The following is a 23,018-nucleotide window of genomic DNA, read 5'->3' as shown; positions in this document are numbered from 1 at the left end:
GCGACAGGAGGCGCGTCAGATGGCGCGGTGCGGCCAGCCGTAGACCTCGGCGAGGAGCGCGGCTCGTGCGGCGTGCGCGGCGGCCTCCTCCTGAGCCTCCCCGTCCGGATCCTCGTCCGCGGGCGAGAAGTGCCCGTCCGCGATCTCCGGCTCGTCGTCGTCGTCGAACGGCCGGTGCGTGAGCGGCCACTCGACGACCGTGAGCGGGGGCCAGACCGAGAGGTCGGTGGCGTCCGCCGCCCGTTCCCGCGGCTCGTCGTCCGTATCTCCGTCGCACGCCTCGGCGCTGAGGAGCTGCTCGTCGGACGCGTCCGCCTCCACCGCGCGCAGCCCCTCCCCGTCGCCGTACGGCGCGAAGAGGAACTGCGAGAAGTGGCGGGTCACGGCGTCAGGCTAGTCCGCCGGGGCTCCCAGGAACGGGCGTCGAGCGGGGTTGTGGAAGGCTGCCCACTACCTGTTCGCGGACGATCTCCGGTCAGTCCCCGGAGCGCCCCGGCTGTCCCAGCGGCACGGCCTCCGGGCGCCCCACGCTGCTGCGGATCTCCCCCGTCGAGGCGGGGTCGAGGATCGCGTCCATGACCTCGAGCACGTGGAACGCGAGCTCTCCGGACGCCCGGTGCGGGACGCCCCGGCGGATCGCGTCGGCCATCTCCGCGAGGCCGCAGCCGCGGCCCGCGTCGACGTAGCCGGCGCTCGGCTCGACGTCCGCCCACTCGCGGTCGGCGGACGTCGCGACCTGCACCGCCCCCGAGAAGTGGTTCGGGTCGGGCACCGAGAGCGTGCCGGCGGTGCCGTACACCTCGATGTTCGGGATCCGCGTGGCCCACACGTCGAAGCTCATCGTGACCGTGGAGACCGCGCCCGACTCGTGCGTGAGCACGGCGCTCACGTGCGTGTCGACGGTGACGGGGATCTCGCGGGATTCGGGGTCGGAGGCGGCGGAGCGGACCCGGTCGGAGCGGAGCGAGGCGCCCTGCACGCGCGTGATCGGGCCGAGCAGCGTCACGAGCGCCGTGAGGTAGTACGGCCCCATGTCGAAGAGCGGCCCGGCACCCGGCTGGTAGTAGAAGGCCGGGGCGGGGTGCCAGAGCTCATGCCCCGGCGCGCCCCAGAAGGCGTTCGCGGCGACGGGCTTCCCGATCGTGCCGGCGTCGAGCACGGCGCGGGCGGTCTGGATGCCGGTGCCCAACACGGTGTCGGGCGCGGATCCGACGCGCAGCCCATTCTCCTCGGCGAGCCGCAGGATCGGCTCGGCCTCGGCGGGGCTGAGCGCGAGCGGCTTCTCGCCGTACACGTGCTTCCCGGCCTCGAGCACGCGGAGGTCGACCTCGGCGTGCGCGGCGGGGATCGTGAGGTTCAGGACGGTGTCGATCCGCGGGTCGGCGATGAGGTCGTCGACGCTCAGCGCGTCCACGCCCTGGGCCTCGGCGACCGTGCGCGCACGATCGAGGTCGAGGTCGGCGACCGCGACGAGCCGGACGCCCGGCAGGGTCTCGAACGCGGCGAAGTACTGCTCGCTGATCTTGCCGACGCCGATGATCCCGAGGGTCATCGCGTCGTCGTCGTGGTTCAGCGTGCCGCCCACAGGAGACCCCTCTCGATGATGGTGCGGACGTTCGGGTCCTCGACGACCTCGATGCGGTGGCCGGGGGCGGAGACGAAGATGCGGCCCTCGCCCCACTGGCGGGTCCAGATGGCGGGCGCGGTCACCGGCCGATGCCACGGATCCCACGGCCGCACGGTCTGCGTCGTGGTCGCGAGCACGTCGTTGTACTCGTCGCTCAGCACCCAGTACTGCTCGGTCACGAGGTCGAAGTCGGCGATCCCCTGCGTGATCTCGTGCGTGCGCCCGAGCTCGGTCATCTCGACCGTGTACGGGATGTAGTTGTCGGACTGCTCGCCCGTGCGCTCGGCCGGGTCCTTGCCCGCGTGGTGGGCGAACTGGCCGCCGATCATGTGGAGGTAGTCGGCCGTGTTGCGGTACGAGTCGGCGATGCCGCCGTGCCAGCCGGCCATGCCGGTGCCCGCGATGACGGCGGCGCGGAGGCCGGCCATCTCCTCGGGCTCGATCGTGGTCATGGTGTTGGCCTGCACGATGAGATCGGTCGCGGCCATGACGTCGGCGTCGGCGTAGACGGCCGATCCCTCCTCCACGCGCACCTCGAAGCCGTTCTCCTCGAGGAACGGGATGAACAGGCCCGTGGTCTCGACGGGCATGTGGCCGTCCCAGCCCCCGCGGACGACGAGCGCCTTCCGGGCGGCGGTCACGCGAGCGCCGTCCGGGTCGGGCGACCGCGATGCGGACGGGCGGGCGTGCGGGGGATCTGCGACACGGGCGACTCCTTCGTCGGGCGCGTCCGGTCGACTGCCGGGCGCTCCTCGAACGCTACGCACCCGCGGTCGGGCGGGGCAAGGAGGCCGTGGGCGATCCGAAACGTTTCACTCAGGCGGCGACACCGCGTCCGTCGCCGCGGGCGCCGCCGTACTGGCGCGGACCACCAGCGCGGTCGCGAGGTCGAGCCGCGTCGGCTCCTCGCTCCGGCCCTCGCGGATCCGCAGCACCATGCGCGCCGCCGCCTCGGCCATCTCGCGCACGGGCTGCCGCACGGTGCTCAGCGCGGGCGAGACGATGCGGGCGAACGGGAGATCGTCGTAGCCGAGCACGGAGAGGTCGTCGGGGATGCGGATCCCCCGCTCGCGCGCGGCCTCGTAGAGCCCGACCGCCTGCTCGTCGTTGCCCGCGAAGATCGCGGTCGGTCGCTCCGCGCGGTCGAGCAGTTCGCCGCCTGCCCGGAACCCGGCGGCGCGACCGAAGTCGCCCTCCGCCTCGACGAGCGACACCCCGGGCCCGGCCGCCTCGAGCGCGCTGCGGAACCCCGATATCCGCGCTCGGGAGTAGAGCCGGTCCGTCGGCCCGCTGATGGCGCCGATGCGCACGTGCCCGAGTCCCAGCAGGTGCTCCCCCGCGGCGTGCCCGCCCTCCCAGTTGGTGGATCCGACGGCCGGCACGTCCGCGGCCGGCGACCCCGCGGGATCCACCACCACGAACGGGATCCCGCGACTGCGCAGCTGCCGCTTCTGCGCGGGCGCGAGGTCGGAGAACACGAGCACGAGGCCCATCGGCCGGCGCTGCATGACGCCCGCCATCCAGTCGCCGTCGAGCGCGGTGTCGCGCCCGTGCTCCGTGACGATGACGCTCAGGCCGTGCTCGCGCGCGACCGCAGAGACGCCGCGCAGCAGGTCGACGGAGAAGCCCGTGTCCACCACCTCCAGCACGATCTCGATGAGCGCACCGTGCGGCCGCTCGGCGCCGCGCCTGCTGTAGCCGTGCAGCTCCATCAGCTCCTCGACGCGCGCGCGGGTCGCGGGCGAGATGCCCTTGCGCCCGTTGAGGACCTTGCTGACCGTGCCGATCGACACGTTCGCCTCGCGCGCGATGAGGCCGAGGGTCGTGCCGGAGCCGTGCTCGGGATCCGGCGTCCGCGGTGCCTCGGGAAACGTGTCGCTCATGAGGGCGATGCTAGGCGTACCTCAGGCCGACGACCGCGGTCCTCGTTCCCTGATCCCGGCGTGACGCGCGCGGCGTCGTGGCTCAGGAGATGGTCTCCACGTAGGCCGCCAATCCTGTCACGGTGAGGAGGATGACTCCCGCAACGGCGAGGAGCTCCCACCGGAGGCGCACGCGCATGCGGCGCCTCGCCTCATCCCGTCCACGTCCCAGGAGCGAGGCGGCATGGGCGACCCGCGGATCCGGACCGGGCACACGATCCTGGTGCGTCATCGGACCATCGGAACGAGCAGCCATCTCACGTCCTCCACATAGGCCACGTGGGTGGGGCCGAACTCCTGGCGGAGGATGGCTTCCTCGACGCGGATGCGCACCAGCACTCCCGCCACCAAGGGCGCGACGAAGGCCAGCCCGGCGAGACCGCCGCCGACCAGGGACGTTCCGGCGAAGAACATCAGCAGCGCGGTGTACCCGGGGTGCCTGACGACGTGGTAGAGACCCGCCACGACGAGTGCGGGTGACTCCGCGACCGGGCGCGGGGTGAGTTGGAAGCGGCTGCCGAGCGCGCGCATCGCGGCGACCCGGAGGACGAGGCCGCCGGTGGCCAGAGCGCATCCCGCACCCACGGCCACGACTGATGGGGCCCGGGCGAATACGAGCGAGGTGAGCGGTGGCCCGGCGATGGCGAGGACCGTCATGATCTGCATGAGGCGGTCGGTCGCGACACCACGCGGAGATGCTGCGCCGTTCCCCCGCCCGGCGAAGACGATCTCCGTGGCTCCGGCCAGCGACAGGAGCACCGCGAGCATGATCGCGTCAGTCATGCTCACGCAGGCGCCGGAGCGCGACGAGGGACAGGGCGATGCCGACCACCGCGGGCACGATCAGCAGCACGAGGAGCCCCCACTGCGGGTGGACGCCGAAACGCCCATGGGCATGGAATCCCTCGAAGAGCGGGAGCCCCAGGAAGCCGCTCGGCAGCGACGTCCCGTCGGACGCGGCGCGGGCGGCGCCGGAGACGCTGACGAAGCTCACCCCCGCGATGAGGAGTCCTAGGAGCCAGAGCAGGGCGGACGCGATGCCCGGCCAGATCATGGTGCGGTGGATGCGGGTCGTGGACGTGCTCATGCAATGCCTCCTCGGCGCGGCGACCGCGGTCGCCATCGGAAGTTCTCGGATAGGACCGCGACGAGGATCGCGACCACGAGCAGGGCGACCGCAGCCCCCGCGAACGCGCCGGTCATGCCGCCTGCAGCCTGTTGCATTGACAGGAACGCGGTGATGTAGCCCCCTATGGAGAGCCCGCCGGCCACCCCGTGTCCGAGGACGTTGCGCGCACCGACCGGGAGGATCGCCCCCACCCCTACCGCCAGGGCGGCGGCGAGCGCCCACGCGCCGACCAGGAGCAGCGTCACACCGCCGACGTCCGTCGCATCCCAGGTCAACGCGACACACGGCAGGAACATCAGCGCGACCATCGCAGCGACGACCGATGCGGTCGATGAAGCCCAGGATGTCGCCGTGATGTTGAGAAGCCGTTGCACAGGAACCGACGCGGGGTAGATGCCCCGGACTGAACGGGAGACGGACACGGCGAACACGCCGACGACCAGCAGCACGAGGGATTCGCTCTGAGCACGGAGCGCGCTCGGCAGCTGGAGGAACCCGGCGACGACGACGGACGCCATGAGCATCCCGAGCGCGACGTTGGCCCGCAGGGCCGGATCGCGGAGTGCGTACCGGAACTCCCCGAGGGCGCGCCCGGCCGCGCCATGGCCATGCCAGCGGAGGAGGACGGCGGGAGCCCGGCCTCGGCGTCCGGACACGGAGAACTCGACGGCCACGGCCACGAGGCTGACGAGAGCCGTGACGCATATCGCTCGGGCCGCGGGTACCGACGTGGTGCCGTGCAGAGCGTCCGTCAGCGCGCTCGCGAGCGGGAGGTAGGCGGGGATCCCGGTGCCCGCCAACGAGCGGAACGCCACCCCCACCTGCCACACGTAGACGACGCCCCAGAGGACGAGAGCGGTGGGCACCCTCACCGAGTCCCATGTTCGCGATCGCATGAGGAAGGACACGCCGAGGTAGGGCACGGCGACCGTGACCATCCCCGCGCAGAAGGCGATGAGGATCGCGCGCAGCGCATCCTCGAGGCCAGTGCCGATGCTGACGAGCGCGGCCGCAGCCGGGCAGATCGGGACGAGGACGACCAGGGCCGCCACGCAGAGCGAGGGGAGACGCACGAGGGACGCGGCCTCATGCCGACGCAGGGGCAGGACGCCCAGTGCGCGCTCGGTGGATCCGGAGCGATCACGGCTCCCCTCCATCGCCATGACCGCTGCCCCGGCGAGGATCGACATGATCACGAGGATCGCGGGCCGGTAGAACGACGCCACCAGCGGATCGCTCGGCCTGTCGACATAGGCGAGCACCGTTCCGGTGGTGCTCATGGCGATGACCGCGATCGCGAGACCTGCGTAGAGACGCCACCGGGGCCACGTCACGTTCTGCGTCAGGGTGAGGCGTCGAAGGGCGAGCTCGCCCATGCCCGGGATGAGACCGAATATCACGCGCATCAGCTCGACGCCGTCCTGGCGCTCGCGAGCGCGCAGATCACCGCCTCCTCGACTCCTCCCGTCAGCGCGGAGACCTGCTCGTCGAGGAGCAGCCGGCCCTCTCGGAGGACGAGGATGCGATTTGCGACCCGTGCCGCGAGATCGAGGTCGTGGCTCGATGCGAGCACGGAGACCTGGCTCTGCTTGAGCTGGAGGAGAAGGGCTTCGAAGGCTCGGGAGGCGATGAAGTCCAGGCCGATGAACGGCTCGTCGAGAACCACGAGGTCGGGCGCGGGCAGCAGGGCGGCGATGATCTGCGCCTTCCTCGCCGTCCCGAGGCTTAGGGCCGAGATGGGGCGCCGTTGGTCGGCCGGGAAGTCCAGCATGGCGGCATAGACGTCCGCCCTCTCGTCCCACCCTTCGATGGGTTCCCCGCGCGCCGACTCGAACGCGATTCGGCAGTAGTCCCAGTATTCGCGCGCCGTGAACTCCGCGAGCACGTCGCGTGGGGAATCGGTGACGTACGACACTCTCGAGAACGTCTGCCTCGGGCGTCGGAGAGCCGGCTGACCCAGGATCTCGACCGTCCCAGAGGCCATACCGGGTTCCAGCCCGAGCGCGGCCCGGATCAGAGTGCTCTTGCCGGACCCGTTCGGTCCGATCAACGAGGCGAAGTCACCGCGTTCGAGGACGAGGTCCACCGGGCCGAGCGTGAACCCCCGGTAGCGCACCTGGAGGTCGGAGACGCGCAACACGCTCACCTGCGCTCCCGCCCGAGGTCCCGGAGCGCACGCCCGTCCCCGGCCAGCGGCAGCAGGCTCACGAGCTGAGCGACCCCGATCAGGAGTGAGACCAGACCCAGACTCAGGCGCACGTTGTCGATGGTCGCGAACTGCCAGCCCGGAGAGGGGATGCCCAACGCCACAGCAGCTGACGCCATGCAGAAGAGCGCGCCGGCCGCGGGACCCGCGAGGACGGCCGCGCGCAGCTGCCGCCCTCTGGCGCGAGGCATGAGGACGGAAGTCGCGCCGCGCCGCGCCTGGATGCCGAGGACGGGGATGCCGAGCAGACGGCAGGCGAGGAGATGCCCCATCTCGTGCACGAACGCGGCGAGCAGCACGAGGAGTGTGGCACTCGCCGCGACGAGGGCCAGGACCCCGGAGCGCTCGATGTCCAGCCGCGGGACGAGGGGATCGAGGATCAGCGTCGCCGCGATGACGACGAAGGTCAGGCAGAGGGAGGCGACGGTGAGGAACGAGAAGCTCTCCACCACTGCTCGCGCGAGATGGAGGACCGTCGATGGGTAGATGCGACGGGAGGAGAATCTCGGTGGAGGCATCCTCCGGGTCCCGAGGAGGAGCATGAGGTCCGTCGGCCAGAGGACGAACTCCCAGTAGAGCTCGACGAGGAACGACTGGTGGACGGAGATGAGGTTCCGTGAGTGGAGCTGTTGCGCGTAGTGGAGCAACGCCGTCTCGACCTGCTCCGCCGGGGTGCCGGACAGCTCGGCCATGACGCTGGTGAGCTCTCGAGAGGCGACAGCCACACGGCAGTTCTTCGCGATGAGCTCCCCGTACCCGTCGACGGGGTGCGCGCGTCCCATGACGTCGCGCACGCACCCCGTCTCCACAGTCACACCCGGCGCGAGCGCGAACGCCGCGTCGACGTGGACTGCCCGGTATCGCACGGGGTCAGCAGCCCCCGCCGAAGTAGTTCACGACCGCGTCGCGACACGCGTCGAACGACCTCGCTTCGCAGACGCTGCAGATGTACGCGACCACCGCGATCGCGAGGCCGAGCAGAGCGGCGACTGCCGCGACGATGCCCCAATCCGCCTCGACCGCCGCTTCCGCGTCTTCGTCGAGGAGGGCCGGCGAGAAGGACGGCAGCGCGAGAGCCGCCTCCAGCTCGGCGACATCCGACTCGAATGCGTGCTCTGACCTGACCAATGCTGACATCTTCATCCCTCGCTGTGGCGACGCATGGCATGCGCGCTCTGCGCTGAAGCTAGTGTCCTGCCGACCCGCGAGGAGCAGTTCTCCACATCGCCGAAGCCACGACGGGCAGGCTCTGCCAGGCCAGGCTCACCGGACCGGCGTGGCGACCCGCGGGGTCATCGGGCATCACCGTCGCGGTTCGATCGCGTGACGTCGGGACCCACGCCGGCGTCCGGCGGACCGGGAAGGGGGCCGTCGGCGCCGGGGAGAAGGCCAGTGATCCGGACCGACTGGTCGCGATCACCGGCGACCGGAGATGGCGGAGACGGTGGGATTTGAACCCACGGTACCCATACGGGTACTCCACCTTAGCAGGGTGGTGCACTAGGCCGAACTATGCGACGTCTCCAGACGTACCCGTCCACTGTACCGGACGCGGCGGCCTCGTCACATCCCCGCGCACCGCGACGCCTACCCGAACGGGGGGGTGCGGTGCGGTTGTCCCCCATTCGACGGACACGTAGTGTCTCTGACGACGCGTGTGCCGGACCCGACCGGCTTGCCCCCGCGTGTCGACGTGTCAGCCCAGAGATGTCCCGCTCGCCCACGTGGCCGCGGTCCCGGATCCCCCGAACCGGCGCCGCTCACCCTCACGCACGCGACGACGTCGCGAGCCCCCCCGTGGGCGAGAACACGAGATTCTCGTCCGGCGGAGGATTCGGGTCGAAAGCTGAACGAGATAGACGGGTCCCTGCTGCATAGGGTGTGCGGCGGGGCCCCGTCGCCCTCCCCGCGCACGAGCACCGAGACGACCGCGAGCGCTCTGAGGCCAGAGCGCTCGGCGCCGTCGATCACTCGCGGAGAGCCACCGCGGGCTCGACGCGCGCGGCCCGCCACGCGGGGAACGCGGAGCTGACCACCGCCGTGAGCACCGAGACGACCAGAGCCCAGACCGCCGCGGGCAGCGGATACGCCGGGACGGTCACGGGCGAGTCCGGTGGCAGTAACCGAGGCACGAGGGCGACGAGGAGGACGCTCACGGCGATGCTGGCGGTGGCGACGATGACCGCGAGGAGGATGGACGACGAAATGACGAGCCGGAACACCTGGCCGCGCGTCGCGCCGATCGCCCGCCGGATCACCAGCTCGCGCGCACGCTCGCGGATGCTCGAGAGCCCGACGTTCACGATCCCCAGCGCCGCGACGAAGAGCGCGAGCGCTGCCGCGACGCCGAACATGGCCTGCACGGCGGCTATGGGCTCCAGGTACGTCCGTACCGTGTCGACCCGACGTGCGCTCTCCGGTGCGCCCAGTCCCGCATCCGACGCCATGTCGGCCACGGCCGAGTCGATGTCGGCTTCCGCGTCACCGGGTGAGTGCCAGAGGAGCTGGACTCCCGTGACGCTGACCAGTTGAGGCGCGCGCGAGGAGTGGTGCGGCCTTCACGTACGCGTTCGCCTGCGAGTCCTCCCCGTCGTTGACGACGCCGACGACGAGCCCCGTCGACGCGACGCCGTCCCGGGCGCCGGACAGGCTGACGCCCGACCCCTCGACGCCGAGGACACGTGCCGCCTCCTCGTTCACGACCACCTCGAAGGGCGCCGTCACGTCGTCCGCTGACAGCCAGCGCCCCGACACCAGAGAAAGACGCCGGACACCCGGCAGGTCGCCCGCGACCAGCACGGCCTGCACGCCGCTGCGTGACACCGGCTGCCCGGGGGAGGGGATCGGGGCCACGTCCAGCGGTGAGGCCAGGTCCACGCGCGCCGAGACCGCCCGCGCTGATGACTGCGGGAGGTGGTCGATGAAGCGCGCGACGCCGCTCGGGTCCGTCGTCGGCTCGACGCCGACGCTGATCGCCTCGGTGGGGGCCCGGCCGTCCCGCTGCTCCGCGACGGCGAGCAGGTAGTCACGGGCGACGGCCCCACCGGCGACGATCACGACGATCGACAGGATCCCGACGAAGAGGCTCAGCGCCGTGAGCGAAGACCGGAGGGGATTGAGCCGCAGGTCCTTCCAGGCGGCCCTCATCGGATCTCCCCCGCCACCTGCTCGAGGCGACCGCCGCTCATCGAGAAGCGTCGCTCGCAGCGCGCCGCGATGAGCGGATCATGCGTCACGATCACCAGAGCGGAGCCCGCGCGTCGAGCTCGATCGATCAGGAGCGACATGATCTGCTCGCCGGTCGACTCGTCCAACGCCCCGGTGGGCTCGTCGGCGAGGATCAGCTGGGGTTCGTTGACGAGGGCACGCGCGATCGCGACGCGCTGCTGCTCGCCGCCCGAGAGCTGCCGCGGGAAGGCGGCGGCCTTGTCCGACAACCCCACCTGGTCGAGGGCCCGCCGGGACGCGTCGGTGCGAGCCCTCGCTCCTCCGCGGCGCGACCTGGGCCCGTACTCCGTGGCCAGGAGCACGTTCTGGAGGGCGGTGTGCTGGGGCATGAGGGAGTACGACTGGAAGACGAAGCCGATCCCCTCGTTGCGGAGTCGTGCTCGTGCCGCGTCCGACAGGCTCCGGACGTCCGTGCCGCCGAGGCGGAGCTCGCCCGTGAACCGCGCGTCGAGCAGGCCGAGGACGGAGAGCAGGCTCGTCTTCCCCGACCCGGATCGCCCCACGATGGCATGGGCTGCCCCGGCCAGGACCACGAGGTCCACCCCGTCGACGGTCCTCAGGGACTGCTTCCGCGTGAGATGGACGTCGACCGTGAGGCCCCGCGCGACCAGGACCTCCGTCACGGGACCCGCTTGTCGCTCAGGTTCGGCGCCGTCGCATCCACGACCTGCCCCGGCACCACGCCGGAGAGGATCTGGATGTACTGCCCGTCGCTCGACCCGAGCGCCACCGAGGTCGGCCGGCGCTCGTCCCCCTCGAGCACCGTCACCTCCCCGGAGCCGGAGCGCCCGGCGACCGCGGACAGCGGGAGCACCGTGGCAGCGGGCACGGTCGTGGCCGTGAGGACGGTGATCGCCTGGGCCCCCACGGCCGCGTCCACCTCCTTCGGGACGAGGCAGAGCATGCTGGCCGGGTCGGCGGCGCCGGATGATCCGATCGAGTCACCCGCCCCTCCCGCGGGTGCGCTCGCGGACGTGACGACGGCGGCGCAGTCGAAGGGCCCCGGGCCTGAGGAGATCTGCCCACGGCCGGTCACGGGGGCCGAGAGCAGGAGCCACGAGAGATCCGGGTCGATGGCCCCCGCGACCGCGAAGCCCGAGTAGGACAGGGAGGCGACCGGATAGCGGTTCGGCACGGATGCCCCCGGCGCTGCGCGGGACTCGCCGACGACCGCATCGACGGGCGTGCGCACCTCGGCACCTCCCACCGTCACGAGGAGATCCCCGGCTGCGACCCGCGCCCCCGCCTTCACCCCGGACGCGAACTGCACGTCACCGCTCCGCGGCGCCAGGACCGAGAACGTCGCGCTCGCGGTGACGGATCCGGTCAGCGAGATGACCGGTGCCAGGTCCCTCGTCGTGACCTCGACCGTGGAGGGGCTGGACGACCCGGGCTGGTCCTCCGGCACGGCGGACGGCGCGCAGCCGACCAGGAACATCGCGAGGCCCGCCGCACCCGGAGCCCCCCCACCGCGCACGCGACCGCGCCCGGTGCGTCATGAGCAGTTCACGTCCACGTCCTCTTGCATGGCGCTCGGATCGCCGAGCTTGGCCTTGTCGAGGTTCTCCTGGAAGATCCGCCTCGTGGCGTCATCCGTCCGCTGCGGGTCCGCGAGGTAGGGCATGTCCGGCGCTGTGGCCAGCTGCTCCAGAGCGGCGGCGGCAGCAGCCGGGTCCGCCGCCCGCTTGGCGAGCCACTCCTTCTCCCACGCGCACTGCCACACGTAGTGGGCGCGGGTGTCGCCGTAGATCTTCTGGTACGATGTGCCCGCTGCGTCCGCGTCAATGCCGGGGATGGCCGTCGGGGGGCGTGGTGCCCGGCGGGAACTGCAGCTCGGAGACGCTGTCTACGAACGACTCGTTGATCTCGTCACGCGACGTGAACCCGCCTCCGCCGCCGCCACCGGACGAGCATCCGGTGAATGTCGCGCACGCGACGACGATGACCCGTCCGGATATCGTGGCTCTCATTTTCCTTCGTTCCTCCGTGGTCGGTGGGACGACTCCGGGCGCGACGGGCCTGAGGGTCTCGGACCCGCCGCGCCGGTCGGTCGTCAGTAGTTCAGGGCCCCCTCCCAATGGACACCGCAGAAGAGGCCGCACGACCCCATCCGACCCTGGAACGCGAAGCGCGTCGATCGCAGGATCTCCGTCGTCCCGCCCGAGGTGAATTCCTTGGTCGCGTTCTCCGTCCACTACAGGGAATCCGTGAACTGCGGCCCGCCCGAGGCGTTCATGTTGCGCAGACCCAGACGAAGCAGGTTGGAGCCCGGCATCTGGGTGATGCCGAGGGTGATCAGACCGGTGAAGGTGTGGGTGCGCGTGTAGTCGTACTGCACGAGGGACCCGCTCTTGTTCAGGTCGCCCCCGACGGTGGTGGTGTCCGCCATCGCCGGCGTGGCCGTCAACGCCAAGGCCGCGACCGCGGTCGCTCCGATGACCGCGAGCGCACTCCGACGTGCACGAGATCGTTTGATGGCATTCCTCACTTGAATGAATGTGAAAGGGCGGCCCGATCCGGACCAGCCGATGCACATCCAACCAGCGGAGTCCTTTTCTCAGAAGGTCATTGACGAGATCGATTCCATTCGCTAAGGCATAGAGGCTTCGTCGGTATCACGCATATCAGGAAATGCGCCGACCGCTTTCCGCGTGGTGACGCGTCACTTGAACGCCTTGGAGCAGGTGACCGTTCCCGCGTCGGTGCCCGTGATCGCCTCGGGCAGCACCGTGGGCGCGGACGTGGCCGGCTGGGATCCGCCGCCCGCCGCGGGAGCGCTCGCCGACGGCGCGGGCGTCGACGCTGCGGGCTGCTCCGTGACCGCGCCCAGACCGGTGTTGCCGGCCTTGACCTCGAACGGCGCGTCCGCCTTCAGCAGCTCCATGAGCTGGTCGCCGTCCGCCTTCAGCGGCTGGACCTTGCCGGCGTAGACGCCGGTGCCCGCCGTCGTGCCCGGGTACTGCAGGAAGCGCACCTGGTCGAGCGGGATGTCCTTGAGCGCCAGCGCCATGGACGCCATCGTCTGGTAGTCGAGCGAGGTGGAGCGCTGCATGTTGTCGACCGCCGCCTTGGCGAGGCCGTAGACGCGCGTGGGATCCGAGAGCGTGCTCGACTGCTTCATCGTGCGCACGAGCGCCGACAGGAACACCTGCTGGTTGCTGATGCGGGCCAGGTCGCTGCCGTCGCCGACCGCGTGGCGCGTGCGGAGGAACTGGAGCGCCTCCTTGCCCTGCAGCGTGTTCTCGCCGGCAGGGAGGTCGAGGTCCGTCCGCTTGTCCTTGAGGGGGCTCGCGAGGCAGACGGGCACGCCGCCGACCGCGTTGGACATCTCGATGACGCCGTTGAACTCGATGAGCGCCGCGTAGGGGATGTCGAGGCCCGTGAACTGGGCGACGGTCTTCGCGACGCACGGGAGGCCTCCGTCGGAGAGCGCCGTGTTGAGCGGCGCGGCGGACATCGCGGGCGCGGTGCCGGATCCGTCGCTGCGCGCGCACGCCGGGATGGGCACGACCATGTCGCGCGGCAGGCTGACGACCGTGGCCTGCGAGTGGTCGGCCGAGACGTGCAGCACCATGTTCACGTCGTTGAGCGCGCCGTCGGTCTTGCCGTAGCCGTCACCCTGGCCCTGGCGCGTGTCGGATCCCGCGAGCAGCACGTTGAACCCGCCGTCGAGCGCGCCGACGCCGACCGTGGTCTGCTCGGTGCCGTCGCTGATGTCGACGGTGTTCGCCTGGACGGAGTTGTTCAGATCCCAGAGCGCGATCGTGCCGACAGAGAGCCCGCTGACGAGCAGGACCGCGACGCCCATGGCGACGCCTTTGAGCAGGGTGCGCGCCGCGCTCGGTCGTCCGAGCCGGCCGTGGCGGGCGATGACGGGGGCCGCGGCGGTTCGCCGGGGGCGCAGGGGCGCGTCGCTCATGCGGATCCTCTCCGGGCGGAGGGCGTGGGATTCGAACCCACGAGACATCTCTGCCCACCAGTTTTCAAGACTGGCTCCATCGGCCGCTCGGACAGCCCTCCCGATGCGCGCTCCCGCGTGGCGGGCGACGTGCGATCGATCAGGATCCTACCGGTGGCCGGTCGGCCCGCGGTGGTGCGGCCGGGTGACCGCGCGGGATGCGTCACTCTCGCACGCGGAGGATCGGAGGCGGCTGAACTCTCCCCAGCCGGGGAATCGGCCGCCGCCGGAGGTCAGAGCCGGGCGAGGACCGCGGCCGCGCCGTTCTCGGTGATGGGCCCCGTGACCTCCGTGGCGACGGCGATGACCTCGGCCGGCGCCTGGCCCATCGCAATGCCCCGTCCGTGCTCTCCGGCCCACTCGAGCATCTCGATGTCGTTGCGCCCGTCGCCCATGGCGATGACGTGCGTGCGGGCGATGTCGTGGAGCTCGCGCACGCGCTCCATCGCCGTGGCCTTGTTCACCCCGTCGGGCGCGATGTCGAGCCACGCGGTCCAGCCGATGGAGTAGCTCACGCGGTGCAGGCCCATGCGCTCGACGACGTCCTGGAAGTCCTCCATGTCGTGGCCGGGCGAGATGACGACCACGCGCGTCGCGGGCACGTGCAGCAGCTCCTCGAACGCGACGTGGCGGCCGTTGGCCTCCAGCACGCCGTCCGGGAAGTCGCCGCCGGAGTAGAGGTACACGCCCTCCGCGTCCTCGACGGCGTAGCGGCCGCTCGCGAGGTGCGGGCGGATCCGCTGCAGCACGTCGGAGGGATCGAACGTCTCGACGAAGCGGCGGCCGTACCCGGTGGGGGCGCTGGCGTCGCGCTCGAGCACGATCGCGCCGTTCGAGCACACCATGTACTCCGGGTGGATCCCGAGGCGGTCGACGATCGGCAGGGTGTCGGCGACCGAGCGGCCGGTGGAGGGCATGACCACGTGGCCGACCTCCTCCATCCGCCGCACCTCGCGGATGACCGAGTCGTCGAGCGAGCCGTCCTCGCCGAGGAGGGTGCCGTCGATGTCGAGGGCGATGAGGAGGCGGTCGGCGTCGGGCACGCGCGGGGTCATCGGGCGGCCTTCGCCGTCGCGGGCTCGAGGGTCTCGAGGCCGCCGAGGTAGGGCCGCAGCGCCTCCGGCACGCGCACCGAGCCGTCGGCCTGCTGGTGCGTCTCGAGGATCGCGACGATCCAGCGGGTGGTGGCCAGCGTGCCGTTGAGCGTGGCGACGGGCGAGGTGCGGCCGTCCTCGCCGCGGAAGCGCGTGCCGAGGCGGCGGGCCTGGAAGGTGGTGCAGTTCGAGGTGGAGGTGAGCTCGCGGTAGGCGCCCTGGGTGGGGATCCACGCTTCGACGTCGTACTTGCGGGCGGCGCTGGATCCGAGGTCGCCCGCCGCCGTGTCGATGACGCGGTAGGTGAGGCCGAGGTCCTGCATCATGCGCTCCTGCATCGCGAGCAGGCGATCGTGCTCCGCCTCGGCGTCGGCCGGGTCGACGTAGGAGAACATCTCGAGCTTCTGGAACTGGTGCACGCGGATGATGCCGCGGGTGTCCTTGCCGTAGGAGCCCGCCTCCTTGCGGTAGCAGGTCGACCAGCCGGCGTAGCGGACGGGGCCCGAGGCCAGGTCGAGGATCTCGTCGGCGTGGTACCCGGCGAGCGCCACCTCGCTCGTGCCCGTGAGGTAGAGGTCGTCGTCGTCCAGGTGGTAGACCTCGTCGGCGTGGGCGCCGAGGAAGCCGGTGCCGGCCATGATCTCGGGCTTCACGAGCGTGGGCGTGATGAGCGGCACGAGGCCCGCCTCGAGCGCGCGGGCGAGGCCGAAGTTCATCAGGGCGATCTCGAGCCGCGCGCCGATCCCCGTGAGGAAGTGGAAGCGGGCGCCGGAGACCTTGGCACCGCGGCCCATGTCGATCGCGTCGAGGATCTCGCCGATCTCCAGGTGGTCGCGGGGCTCGAAGTCGAACACGGGCTTCTCGCCGACCTCGCGCACGAGCGCCCAGTCGTCCTCGCCGCCGGCGGGGACGCCGTCGATGACGATGTTCGGGATCCGCCGCATGGCCTCGTCGAGCGCGGCCTCGGCCTCCTGCGCCCGCTCCTGCGCGGCGGTGACGCGGGCCTTCAGCTCCTGCACCTCGGCGATGAGGCGCGGCTTGTCGGCCTTGTCGGCCTTCGCGACGAGCTTGCCGTGCGCGTTCTGCTCGGCGCGCAGGCCCTCGAACTCGGTGACCGCCCGGCGGCGCTCGGAGTCCGCGGCGACCGCCTGGTCGACCACCTCCACGGACGCGCCGCGCAGCTCCTGCGAGGCGATGACGAGGTCGGGATGGTCGCGGAGGGTCTGCGGATCGATCACCCCGTCACTCTAACGAAGCGGGTCAGGCGTGGCCGGGCGTCCGCCGCCGCGTCAGGCGCGCGCGCCCGGCTCGGACGAGACGATGCCGCGCAGCCAGTCGCGCGCCTCGAGGAAGACGTCGTCCTCGTACCGGGCGCGGTAGGTGCTGGGGGTGCCGTCGGCCCGCGGGTAGGAGCCGAGGAAGGTGACGCGCGGGCTGAAGCGGCGGATCCCGAGGAGCGCGTCGGCCACGCGCTCGTCGTGCACGTGCCCCTCCGCGTCGATGACGAACCGGTAGCGGCCGAGCTCGTCGCCGATGGGCCGCGACTGGATGAGCGCGAGGTTCACGCCGCGGGTCGCGAACTGCTCGAGGAGGTCGAGCAGGGATCCGGCGCGGTCGTCCGGCAGCTCGACGATGAGGCTGGTCTTGTCTGCGCCCGTGCGCGCGGGCAGCGTGGTGGCACGGCCCACCAGTACGAAGCGCGTGACGGCGTTCGGGTTGTCGCCGATGCCGCGGGCGACGGCCTCGAGCGGCTGGCTCTCGGTGATCTGCGGCGGCGCGATGGCCGCGTCCGCAATGCCGCCATCCAGCAGCGACAGCGCCGCGGCCACGTTCGAGGACGCGGGCACGTGGCCGTGCGTCGGCAGCTCGCGCTCCAGGAAACGGCGGCACTGCCCGTAGGCGACCGGATGCGCGGCGACGGTGCGCACGTCGGCGAGCGCCGTGCCGGGCCGCACCACGAGGTCGAAGGCGACGGGCACGAGGTGCTCGCTGAGGATCCTCAAGCCGGGGATGTTGGCGAGCGCGTCCTGCGTGGCCGTCACCCCGCCCTCGACGGAGTTCTCGATGGCGATCATGGCGGCGACCGAGGTGCCGGCGACCACGTCGGCGAGCGCCTCGGACGCGTTGTTCACCGCGCGCCAGGTGCGGCCGCGGGCCGCCTCCACCTGCTTCAGCGCGGCCTCCGTGAAGGTGCCCGACGGCCCGAGGTAGCTGTAGGTCTCGTCGGGTCGCGGGGTCTCGGCCATGCCTGCACCCTAGATGGGAATCGGCGGGGCCCGGTGCCAGGATGGATCCATGCATGACCGCGCAGGCACCGCCGCCCTCCCGTCCGACCTCATCGACATCGACGAGCTGATCCGGGCGTACCACGACCTCCACCCCGACGTGGAGGACCCGGAGCAGAAGGTGGCGTTCGGCACGAGCGGCCACCGCGGCAGCCCGCTGAAGACCGCGTTCAACGAGGACCACATCCTCGCGATCACGCAGGCGATCGTGGAGTACCGGGCCGAGCAGGGCATCACCGGCCCCCTCTTCATCGGCCGCGACACCCACGGGCTCTCGAAGCCCGCCGAGGACACCGCGCTCGAGGTGCTCGTCGCCAACGGCGTGCGCGTGCTCGTCGACTCCCGCGACTCCTGGTGCCCCACCCCCGCCCTCTCGCACGCGATCCTCCGCTGGAACCGCGACGAGGCCCACGGCGACGACGACGTGGCCGACGGCATCGTCGTCACCCCCAGCCACAACCCGCCCGCCGACGGCGGCTTCAAGTACAATCCGCCGCACGGCGGCCCGGCCGACTCCGACGCCACCGGCTGGATCGCCGCACGCGCCAACGCGATCATCGCGGGCGGCCTCGTCGACGTGAAGCGCGTCCCGCTCGAGGAGGCCCGCGGCCGCGTCGAGGGCTACGACTTCCTCGGCCACTACGTGGACGACCTCGGCTCCATCATCGACATGGAGGCCATCCGGAAGGCGGGCGTGCGCATCGGCGCGGACCCGCTCGGCGGCGCGTCGGTCGAGTACTGGGCCGCGATCGGCGAGCGCTACGGCCTCGACCTCGAGGTCGTGAACCCGGAGGTGGATCCCGCCTGGTCGTTCATGACGCTCGACTGGGACGGCAAGATCCGCATGGACCCGTCCTCCTCCTCGGCGATGGCGAGCGTGCTCGCGCGCAAAGACGACTTCGACATCCTCACGGGCAACGACGCCGACGCCGACCGCCACGGCATCGTCACGCCCGACGCCGGGCTCATGAACCCGAACCACTACCTCGCCGTCGCGATCGACTACCTCTACGCGCACCGCCCCGAGTGGCGCGAGGACGCGGCGATCGGCAAGACGCTCGTCTCCTCCAGCGTGATCGACCGGGTCGCCGAGTCGCTCGGCCGCCGCCTCTGGGAGGTGCCGGTCGGCTTCAAGTGGTTCGTCCCCGGCCTCGTCGACGGATCCGTGGGCTTCGGCGGCGAGGAGTCCGCCGGCGCGAGCTTCCTCCGCATGGACGGCACCGTCTGGACCACGGACAAGGACGGGATCCTGCTGGCGTTGCTCGCGTCGGAGATCCTCGCCGTCACGGGCAAGACGCCGAGCGTCCTCTACCGCGAGCTCACCGAGCGCTTCGGCGACCCGGTCTACGAGCGCGTGGACGCGGCCGCCACCAAGGCGCAGAAGGCCACGCTCGGCAAGCTCGACGGCGACGCCATCGAGGCCACGGAGGTCGCGGGCGACGCGATCACGGCGAAGCTGAGCACCGCGCCCGGCAACGGCGCGGCGGTCGGCGGCGTGAAGGTCGTCACCGCGAACGCGTGGTTCGCCGCGCGCCCGAGCGGCACCGAGGACGTCTACAAGATCTACGCCGAGTCGTTCGTGGGGCTCGACCACCTGCACGCGGTGCAGGCGGAGGCCAAGCGGATCGTGGACGCGGCGCTCGACGGGTAGCGGTCGCGCGGATGCGGCGTCGCCCCGGGCGCGTTCGCATCCGCGGTGCCTAGTCTGGGGTCATGCGCCATTCCGGGGATGTGGACGCGTTCGTCTGGGACGAGCCGTCAATGCAGCCCGCCGACGGTCCGGCGGACGCCGCGCCCGTCGTCGACCGGGACGTCCGGCTCCCCGACGGGAACGCGCGTCGGCGGATCGTCTCGCTCGGGGCGCTCTTCGCGGTGGTCATGGCCGGCATGGTCGTCACGCACGGCGACGGCCGCGGGCTCTGGCCCGACGTCTTCTACTCCGCGGCGATGCACCTCGCGCTCATCGCGGTGATGCCGCGGGTCGACACGGTCGTGCACGGCGCGGCCGTGCTCGTGTGGTGCACGGGGATCGAGCTGCTGCAGATCACCGGCTGGCCCGAGATGTGGGCCCTGCACGTGCCGCTGTGCCGACTGCTGCTCGGCACGGGGTATGACCCCGTCGACCTCGCCGCGTACGCGGCCGGCGTGCTGCTCGTGCTCCTGGTCGACCGCCTGCTGCAGGTCGGCCGGGGCATCGAGGTGAGCTAGGCGACGCTCCAGAAGTGGACCTCGGCGCCCGGGTGCTCCGTGGTGATGGTCGTGTCGAGGTCGCGGTAGTCGTTGTCGAGGTTGTGGCCGACCATCTTGACGACGTTGCCGCCGTCCTTCGGCTCGATGGCCGAGACGATCTGCGTGTGGTCGGGCGAGGAGTTGCGGTTCCAGTCGAAGATGACGATGTCGCCGACCTTCAGCTGGTCGCGGTCGGCGAGCTCGAGCCGCTTCACGCCGAGCGTGGACGCGTTCGCCGTGAGCCACTTGTCGAACGTGGGCACGTGGATCCACGCGTAGGTCCAGTCGGATCCCCCGCCGCGGTTGTGCCACTCGTCCGTCATCTGCCAGCCGCGCTGGATGAGGGTCTGGCTGACGAAGTTGACGCAGTCGCCGCCGGACGGGTTGAAGTTGCCGTACTCCTCGAGGTTGTAGGCGTCCCAGTGGGCGAGCGCGTACTGGAGCTGCTTGTCGACCGGCGTCTGCGCCGCGTAGGCGGCGGTCGCGGCGGCGAGCGGCGAGTCGCCGGCCATGACCTGGATGTCGGCGGAGCGGTCCTCGTAGTCGGTGGAGCGCGGCGCCACGACCGTGACGGATCCGTCGCCCGCGACCTTCAGATCGGTGCCCGCGGTGCCCGCGAACATGACGGCCGTCGCGCCGGAGAGGCCGGCGCCAGTGAGCGTGACGGTCTCGCCGCCCGACACCGAGAGGGTCGCGGGCTCGACCGCGGAGACGACGGGCAAGGATCCGGACGCGGCGGGCTGGCCATCGGCTCCGCCGCCGAGGATCGCGCGCGGCGCGGGCTCCTGGCGGGTGCAGGCGGCGAGGACGGCGGTCACGGGGACCGCGAGCGCGGCGGCGAGGATGCTGCGGCGGCGGATGTCGGCGATCACGTGCTGCTCCGGAAGGTAGAGGGGACCCGGGTCCTGGGCAGGTCCAGGGTAACCCCGCACCCTGCGAATCGACTCGACGCGACACCGCGCCTAGTGTGGCGGGATGAGCGTCGATGTGACCCACGATCCCGACGGCTCGCGCTACACGCTGTGGCTCGACGGCGAGCGCGCGGGCTTCGCAGACTACCTGATCCAGGGCGACCGCATCGTCTTCACCCACACGGAGGTCGACCCCGCGAAGCGGCGCGGCGGCCTCGGCGGCGAGCTGGTGCGGGCGGCGCTGGACGACGTGCGCGGCGGATCCCGCACGGTCGTGGCCGCGTGCCCGTTCGTGGCGGAGTGGATCGACGAGCACCCCGACTACCGGGAGCTGCTCGAGCGGGGCTGAGGCGGTGCGCTCGCGAGGCGCACGCATGCGCCTCGCGAGTCCGCTCCCCCCGACGGGTCTCCCCGTCGCCCGCGGTCGCGAGCGGAGCCTCCTGACGAGGTTCGATCGGACCGCGTCGCCGCTCGGCCCCGCGGGGGCCGGAAGGACGACGATGAGACTCTAGGTGCCCGGATCCGCGCGGACGCTCCCGCCGTCGTCCGGCGGACAGCCCGGACGCCGAGCGGACATCCCCGCTTCGCCAGGCGGACAGTCCCCCGATCAGGGGACGCGCGTGAGCCACTCCCGCGTCGAGAACTTGTCGTCCACCAGCTGGCGGGTCTTCGCCCACTCCTCCGCCGTGACCTGACCCGGCTTCCCGCCGTAGAGGCCCGTGAAGGTGTCCTTCATCCGGTCGATGATGTCCGCGCGGCTCATGCCGGTCTGGCTGCGGAGCGGGTCCACGCGCTTGGCGGCGCTCGTGATGCCCTTGTCGCTGATCTTCTCGCGGCCGATGCGCAGCACCTGCACCATCTTCTCGCCGTCCATGTCGTAGCTCATGGTGACGTGGTGCAGCACGGCTCCGGCGCCCAGGCGCTTCTGCGCAGCGCCGCCGATCTTGCCGCTGGGGCTCGTGATGTCGTTGAGCGGCTGGTACGACGCGTCGATGCCGAGCGACCGGAGCGCGGTGATGACCCACTCGTCGAGGTAGGCGTAGGAGTCCGCGAAGGTCATGCCCTGCACGAGGTCGACGGGGGCGTAGATCGAGTACGTGATGACGGCGCCCGCCTCCATGTACATGGCGCCGCCGCCGGAGACGCGGCGCACGACGTCGAACCCGTGGGCCGCGGCCTGCTCGGCGTCGACCTCGTTGCGGAGCGACTGGAAGCTGCCGATGACGACGGCCGGCTGGTCCCACTCCCAGATGCGCAGCGTGGGGTTCCGGCGGCCGGCGCCGACCTCCTCGGCGAGCACCTGGTCCAGCGCCATCTGCTCGACGGGACGGTAGGCGCGATCGTGGATGACCTCCCACTCGTAGTCGCCCCAGTTCGTGGCGCGGGCGAGCGAGCGGCGGATCGCGACGGCGACGGCCTCGGGCGAGAAGCCGAGGAGCGTGGCCTCCGGCGGGAGCGCGCGGCGGATGGCGGCGGTGATCGCGGCGGCGTCGCTGTCCTCCGGGAGGCCGTTGACGGCCCCGTCGATCGCCTCGAGCGCGTCGTCGGGCTCCAGGAAGAAGTCGCCCGCGAGGCGGAAGCCGGAGATGCGGCCGTCGGTCACGTCCAGGTCGACCACGACGAGCTTGCCGCCGGGGACCTTGTACTCACCATGCATCCCGCCAGCCTAGGCCGCGCCGGCGGGCGCCGATGGTCCGCGGATCGCCGTCGCCCGGCCCGTGTGGGACGGTGGGGCATGCGCATCACCTGGGCGGTCGTCCGCCTCCTCACCGCCGTCGCCGTGCTGGTGGCGGTCGCCAGCCAGTACGTCGTGAGCTCCTCCTACTGGCGGAGCATTGGGGTGGAGGGGATCTGGGGCAAGACGGTCGACTTCCTCATGTACTTCACGATCGAGTCGAACCTGCTCGCGGCGGTGGTGATGGGGCTCGGCGCCGTGCGGCTGCTGCGGCGCGCCCCCGCGCCCGGGCGCGGCTGGACGACGCTCCGGCTCGCGACCACGACCTACATCGTCACCACCGGCATCGTCTACAACCTCCTGCTGCGCGGACTGCCCACGATCCCCGGCGGCAACCTCCCGTGGTCGAACGAGGTGCTGCACGTGGCCGTGCCGCTGCTCGTGCTCGCCGACTGGCTGCTCGCGCCCGACCGTCGGGTGCTCGGCTCCGGCGCGGTGGGCCGGGTCGTGGTGTTCCCGCTGGTCTGGGTCGCGGTCACGCTCGCCCGCGGGCCGTTCACTGGCAACGAGGTCACGGGGGCGGCGACCTACTACCCGTACCCGTTCCTGGATCCCGCGACGGGCGGCGGCGGGTACGGGACGGTCGCCATCTGGGTCGCCGTCATCGTGGCGCTGATCTGCGGGCTGGCGCTGTTGCTGACCTGGGCTGGACGCCGCGGGTCCCGCCCCGTGGAGGCCTGACCGGGCTCTCCCC

At 71.6% G+C, this 23,018-nt stretch carries 26 protein-coding genes and 2 tRNA genes; 4 read left to right on the top strand and 24 right to left on the bottom strand.

Going from position 1 to position 23,018, the window contains the following annotated elements; genetic code table 11:
* Positions 1–15: 15 nt before the first annotated feature.
* The 22 genes from CMN_RS02375 to pheA form a co-directional block, all read right to left on the bottom strand.
* The gene (locus CMN_RS02375) at positions 16–384 is read right to left on the bottom strand and encodes a hypothetical protein (RefSeq protein WP_015489258.1); all 369 of its coding nucleotides are present in this window, start codon (positions 382–384) and stop codon (positions 16–18) included.
* 91 nt (positions 385–475) lie between these two features.
* A complete protein-coding gene (locus tag CMN_RS02370) occupies positions 476–1,552 on the bottom strand; it encodes a Gfo/Idh/MocA family protein (RefSeq protein WP_015489257.1) in 1,077 nt (358 codons plus the stop codon).
* Positions 1,553–1,569: 17 nt separating this feature from the next.
* Entirely contained in the window at positions 1,570–2,268 is a 699-nt protein-coding gene (locus CMN_RS02365) for a ThuA domain-containing protein (protein ID WP_015489256.1), read from the bottom strand.
* Positions 2,269–2,439: 171 nt separating this feature from the next.
* Positions 2,440–3,510: a LacI family DNA-binding transcriptional regulator gene (locus CMN_RS02360; protein ID WP_015489255.1), complete on the bottom strand. Its 1,071-nt coding sequence runs from the start codon at positions 3,508–3,510 to the stop codon at positions 2,440–2,442.
* 267 nt (positions 3,511–3,777) lie between these two features.
* Positions 3,778–4,317: a methyltransferase family protein gene (locus tag CMN_RS02355; protein ID WP_231853773.1), complete on the bottom strand. Its 540-nt coding sequence runs from the start codon at positions 4,315–4,317 to the stop codon at positions 3,778–3,780.
* Between the two features lie 7 nt (positions 4,318–4,324).
* Positions 4,325–4,636: a hypothetical protein gene (locus CMN_RS02350; RefSeq protein WP_015489253.1), complete on the bottom strand. Its 312-nt coding sequence runs from the start codon at positions 4,634–4,636 to the stop codon at positions 4,325–4,327.
* Complete coding sequence (locus CMN_RS02345) at positions 4,633–6,054, bottom strand: hypothetical protein (RefSeq protein WP_131666465.1); 1,422 nt, start codon at positions 6,052–6,054, stop codon at positions 4,633–4,635. The genes CMN_RS02350 and CMN_RS02345 overlap by 4 nt, the downstream gene beginning before the upstream one ends.
* Positions 6,055–6,083: 29 nt before the next feature.
* Positions 6,084–6,824 (bottom strand): ATP-binding cassette domain-containing protein, encoded by a 741-nt coding sequence (locus tag CMN_RS02340; protein WP_015489251.1) that lies wholly within the window; start codon positions 6,822–6,824, stop codon positions 6,084–6,086.
* A complete protein-coding gene (locus tag CMN_RS02335; protein ID WP_131666464.1) occupies positions 6,821–7,678 on the bottom strand; it encodes a zinc metalloprotease in 858 nt (285 codons plus the stop codon). Before CMN_RS02335 ends, CMN_RS02340 begins: the two co-directional genes overlap by 4 nt.
* Before the next feature lie 76 nt (positions 7,679–7,754).
* Entirely contained in the window at positions 7,755–8,027 is a 273-nt protein-coding gene (locus CMN_RS02330) for a hypothetical protein (RefSeq protein ID WP_015489249.1), read from the bottom strand.
* A gap of 290 nt (positions 8,028–8,317) precedes the next feature.
* Positions 8,318–8,409, bottom strand: a tRNA-Ser gene (locus CMN_RS02325).
* A 442-nt stretch (positions 8,410–8,851) separates the two neighbouring features.
* Positions 8,852–9,238: an ABC transporter permease gene (locus CMN_RS02320; RefSeq protein ID WP_227077798.1), complete on the bottom strand. Its 387-nt coding sequence runs from the start codon at positions 9,236–9,238 to the stop codon at positions 8,852–8,854.
* 127 nt (positions 9,239–9,365) lie between these two features.
* Positions 9,366–10,031: an ABC transporter permease gene (locus CMN_RS02315; protein ID WP_041465216.1), complete on the bottom strand. Its 666-nt coding sequence runs from the start codon at positions 10,029–10,031 to the stop codon at positions 9,366–9,368.
* Positions 10,028–10,735 carry an ABC transporter ATP-binding protein gene (locus tag CMN_RS02310; RefSeq protein WP_015489248.1) on the bottom strand — a complete coding sequence of 236 codons (708 nt, stop codon included), beginning with the start codon at positions 10,733–10,735 and terminating at the stop codon, positions 10,028–10,030. The genes CMN_RS02315 and CMN_RS02310 overlap by 4 nt, the downstream gene beginning before the upstream one ends.
* Positions 10,732–11,550 (bottom strand): efflux RND transporter periplasmic adaptor subunit, encoded by an 819-nt coding sequence (locus CMN_RS02305; protein WP_051057920.1) that lies wholly within the window; start codon positions 11,548–11,550, stop codon positions 10,732–10,734. The genes CMN_RS02310 and CMN_RS02305 overlap by 4 nt, the downstream gene beginning before the upstream one ends.
* Before the next feature lie 57 nt (positions 11,551–11,607).
* Complete coding sequence (locus tag CMN_RS02300) at positions 11,608–11,835, bottom strand: hypothetical protein (RefSeq protein ID WP_051057919.1); 228 nt, start codon at positions 11,833–11,835, stop codon at positions 11,608–11,610.
* Positions 11,836–12,306: 471 nt separating this feature from the next.
* The gene (locus CMN_RS14605; RefSeq protein WP_015489246.1) at positions 12,307–12,600 is read right to left on the bottom strand and encodes a hypothetical protein; all 294 of its coding nucleotides are present in this window, start codon (positions 12,598–12,600) and stop codon (positions 12,307–12,309) included.
* A 174-nt stretch (positions 12,601–12,774) separates the two neighbouring features.
* Positions 12,775–14,031 carry an LCP family protein gene (locus CMN_RS02290; protein WP_015489245.1) on the bottom strand — a complete coding sequence of 419 codons (1,257 nt, stop codon included), beginning with the start codon at positions 14,029–14,031 and terminating at the stop codon, positions 12,775–12,777.
* A 16-nt stretch (positions 14,032–14,047) separates the two neighbouring features.
* Positions 14,048–14,132, bottom strand: a tRNA-Ser gene (locus tag CMN_RS02285).
* 171 nt (positions 14,133–14,303) lie between these two features.
* The gene (locus tag CMN_RS02280; RefSeq protein WP_015489244.1) at positions 14,304–15,125 is read right to left on the bottom strand and encodes an HAD family hydrolase; all 822 of its coding nucleotides are present in this window, start codon (positions 15,123–15,125) and stop codon (positions 14,304–14,306) included.
* Positions 15,122–16,402 carry a serine--tRNA ligase gene (gene serS, locus CMN_RS02275; protein WP_015489243.1) on the bottom strand — a complete coding sequence of 427 codons (1,281 nt, stop codon included), beginning with the start codon at positions 16,400–16,402 and terminating at the stop codon, positions 15,122–15,124. Before serS ends, CMN_RS02280 begins: the two co-directional genes overlap by 4 nt.
* Before the next feature lie 51 nt (positions 16,403–16,453).
* The gene (gene pheA, locus CMN_RS02270) at positions 16,454–17,410 is read right to left on the bottom strand and encodes a prephenate dehydratase (RefSeq protein WP_015489242.1); all 957 of its coding nucleotides are present in this window, start codon (positions 17,408–17,410) and stop codon (positions 16,454–16,456) included.
* A 49-nt stretch (positions 17,411–17,459) separates the two neighbouring features.
* Here pheA and pgm point away from each other — a divergent pair, with 49 nt between their 5' ends.
* Together pgm and CMN_RS02260 are read left to right on the top strand one after the other, a co-directional pair.
* Positions 17,460–19,100 carry a phosphoglucomutase (alpha-D-glucose-1,6-bisphosphate-dependent) gene (gene pgm / locus CMN_RS02265; RefSeq protein ID WP_015489241.1) on the top strand — a complete coding sequence of 547 codons (1,641 nt, stop codon included), beginning with the start codon at positions 17,460–17,462 and terminating at the stop codon, positions 19,098–19,100.
* Positions 19,101–19,162: 62 nt separating this feature from the next.
* A complete protein-coding gene (locus CMN_RS02260) occupies positions 19,163–19,657 on the top strand; it encodes a ribosomal maturation YjgA family protein (protein WP_015489240.1) in 495 nt (164 codons plus the stop codon).
* Here the strand turns inward: CMN_RS02260 and CMN_RS02255 are convergent.
* Positions 19,654–20,550, bottom strand: a complete 897-nt coding sequence (locus CMN_RS02255) for an amidase domain-containing protein (RefSeq protein WP_015489239.1) — start codon at positions 20,548–20,550, stop codon at positions 19,654–19,656. The two genes, CMN_RS02260 and CMN_RS02255, sit on opposite strands and share 4 nt — an antisense overlap.
* A gap of 103 nt (positions 20,551–20,653) precedes the next feature.
* Between CMN_RS02255 and CMN_RS02250 the strand changes: the two genes are divergently transcribed.
* Positions 20,654–20,938 (top strand): GNAT family N-acetyltransferase, encoded by a 285-nt coding sequence (locus CMN_RS02250; protein ID WP_011931728.1) that lies wholly within the window; start codon positions 20,654–20,656, stop codon positions 20,936–20,938.
* A 258-nt stretch (positions 20,939–21,196) separates the two neighbouring features.
* Here the strand turns inward: CMN_RS02250 and lplAB are convergent, their stop codons facing one another.
* Complete coding sequence (gene lplAB, locus CMN_RS02245; RefSeq protein ID WP_015489238.1) at positions 21,197–22,246, bottom strand: lipoate-protein ligase LplAB; 1,050 nt, start codon at positions 22,244–22,246, stop codon at positions 21,197–21,199.
* A 78-nt stretch (positions 22,247–22,324) separates the two neighbouring features.
* Between lplAB and CMN_RS02240 the strand changes: the two genes are divergently transcribed.
* Complete coding sequence (locus CMN_RS02240) at positions 22,325–23,005, top strand: Pr6Pr family membrane protein (RefSeq protein WP_015489237.1); 681 nt, start codon at positions 22,325–22,327, stop codon at positions 23,003–23,005.
* Positions 23,006–23,018 lie beyond the last annotated feature (13 nt).

Origin of the sequence: Clavibacter nebraskensis NCPPB 2581, assembly GCF_000355695.1 — a bacterium.
Classification (GTDB): domain Bacteria; phylum Actinomycetota; class Actinomycetes; order Actinomycetales; family Microbacteriaceae; genus Clavibacter; species Clavibacter nebraskensis.
The sequence above is the reverse complement of the archived record's forward strand: the minus strand, read 5'-3'. Positions and strand labels throughout refer to the sequence as shown.

Coding starts and splice junctions, on each gene's coding strand:
- CMN_RS02370 (WP_015489257.1), bottom strand. CDS start 1,552: ATGACCCTCGGGATCATCGGCGTCGGCAAGATCAGCGAGCAGTACTTC.
- CMN_RS02360 (WP_015489255.1), bottom strand. CDS start 3,510: ATGAGCGACACGTTTCCCGAGGCACCGCGGACGCCGGATCCCGAGCAC.
- CMN_RS02355 (WP_231853773.1), bottom strand. CDS start 4,317: ATGCTCGCGGTGCTCCTGTCGCTGGCCGGAGCCACGGAGATCGTCTTC.
- CMN_RS02350 (WP_015489253.1), bottom strand. CDS start 4,636: ATGAGCACGTCCACGACCCGCATCCACCGCACCATGATCTGGCCGGGC.
- CMN_RS02345 (WP_131666465.1), bottom strand. CDS start 6,054: ATGGGCGAGCTCGCCCTTCGACGCCTCACCCTGACGCAGAACGTGACG.
- CMN_RS02330 (WP_015489249.1), bottom strand. CDS start 8,027: ATGAAGATGTCAGCATTGGTCAGGTCAGAGCACGCATTCGAGTCGGAT.
- CMN_RS02320 (WP_227077798.1), bottom strand. CDS start 9,238: ATGTTCGGCGTCGCGGCAGCGCTCGCGCTCTTCGTCGCGGCGCTGGGG.
- CMN_RS02315 (WP_041465216.1), bottom strand. CDS start 10,031: ATGAGGGCCGCCTGGAAGGACCTGCGGCTCAATCCCCTCCGGTCTTCG.
- CMN_RS02305 (WP_051057920.1), bottom strand. CDS start 11,550: ATGTTCCTGGTCGGCTGCGCGCCGTCCGCCGTGCCGGAGGACCAGCCC.
- CMN_RS02290 (WP_015489245.1), bottom strand. CDS start 14,031: ATGAGCGACGCGCCCCTGCGCCCCCGGCGAACCGCCGCGGCCCCCGTC.
- CMN_RS02280 (WP_015489244.1), bottom strand. CDS start 15,125: ATGACCCCGCGCGTGCCCGACGCCGACCGCCTCCTCATCGCCCTCGAC.
- pheA (WP_015489242.1), bottom strand. CDS start 17,410: ATGGCCGAGACCCCGCGACCCGACGAGACCTACAGCTACCTCGGGCCG.
- pgm (WP_015489241.1), top strand. CDS start 17,460: ATGCATGACCGCGCAGGCACCGCCGCCCTCCCGTCCGACCTCATCGAC.
- CMN_RS02260 (WP_015489240.1), top strand. CDS start 19,163: ATGCGCCATTCCGGGGATGTGGACGCGTTCGTCTGGGACGAGCCGTCA.
- CMN_RS02250 (WP_011931728.1), top strand. CDS start 20,654: ATGAGCGTCGATGTGACCCACGATCCCGACGGCTCGCGCTACACGCTG.
- lplAB (WP_015489238.1), bottom strand. CDS start 22,246: ATGCATGGTGAGTACAAGGTCCCCGGCGGCAAGCTCGTCGTGGTCGAC.
- CMN_RS02240 (WP_015489237.1), top strand. CDS start 22,325: ATGCGCATCACCTGGGCGGTCGTCCGCCTCCTCACCGCCGTCGCCGTG.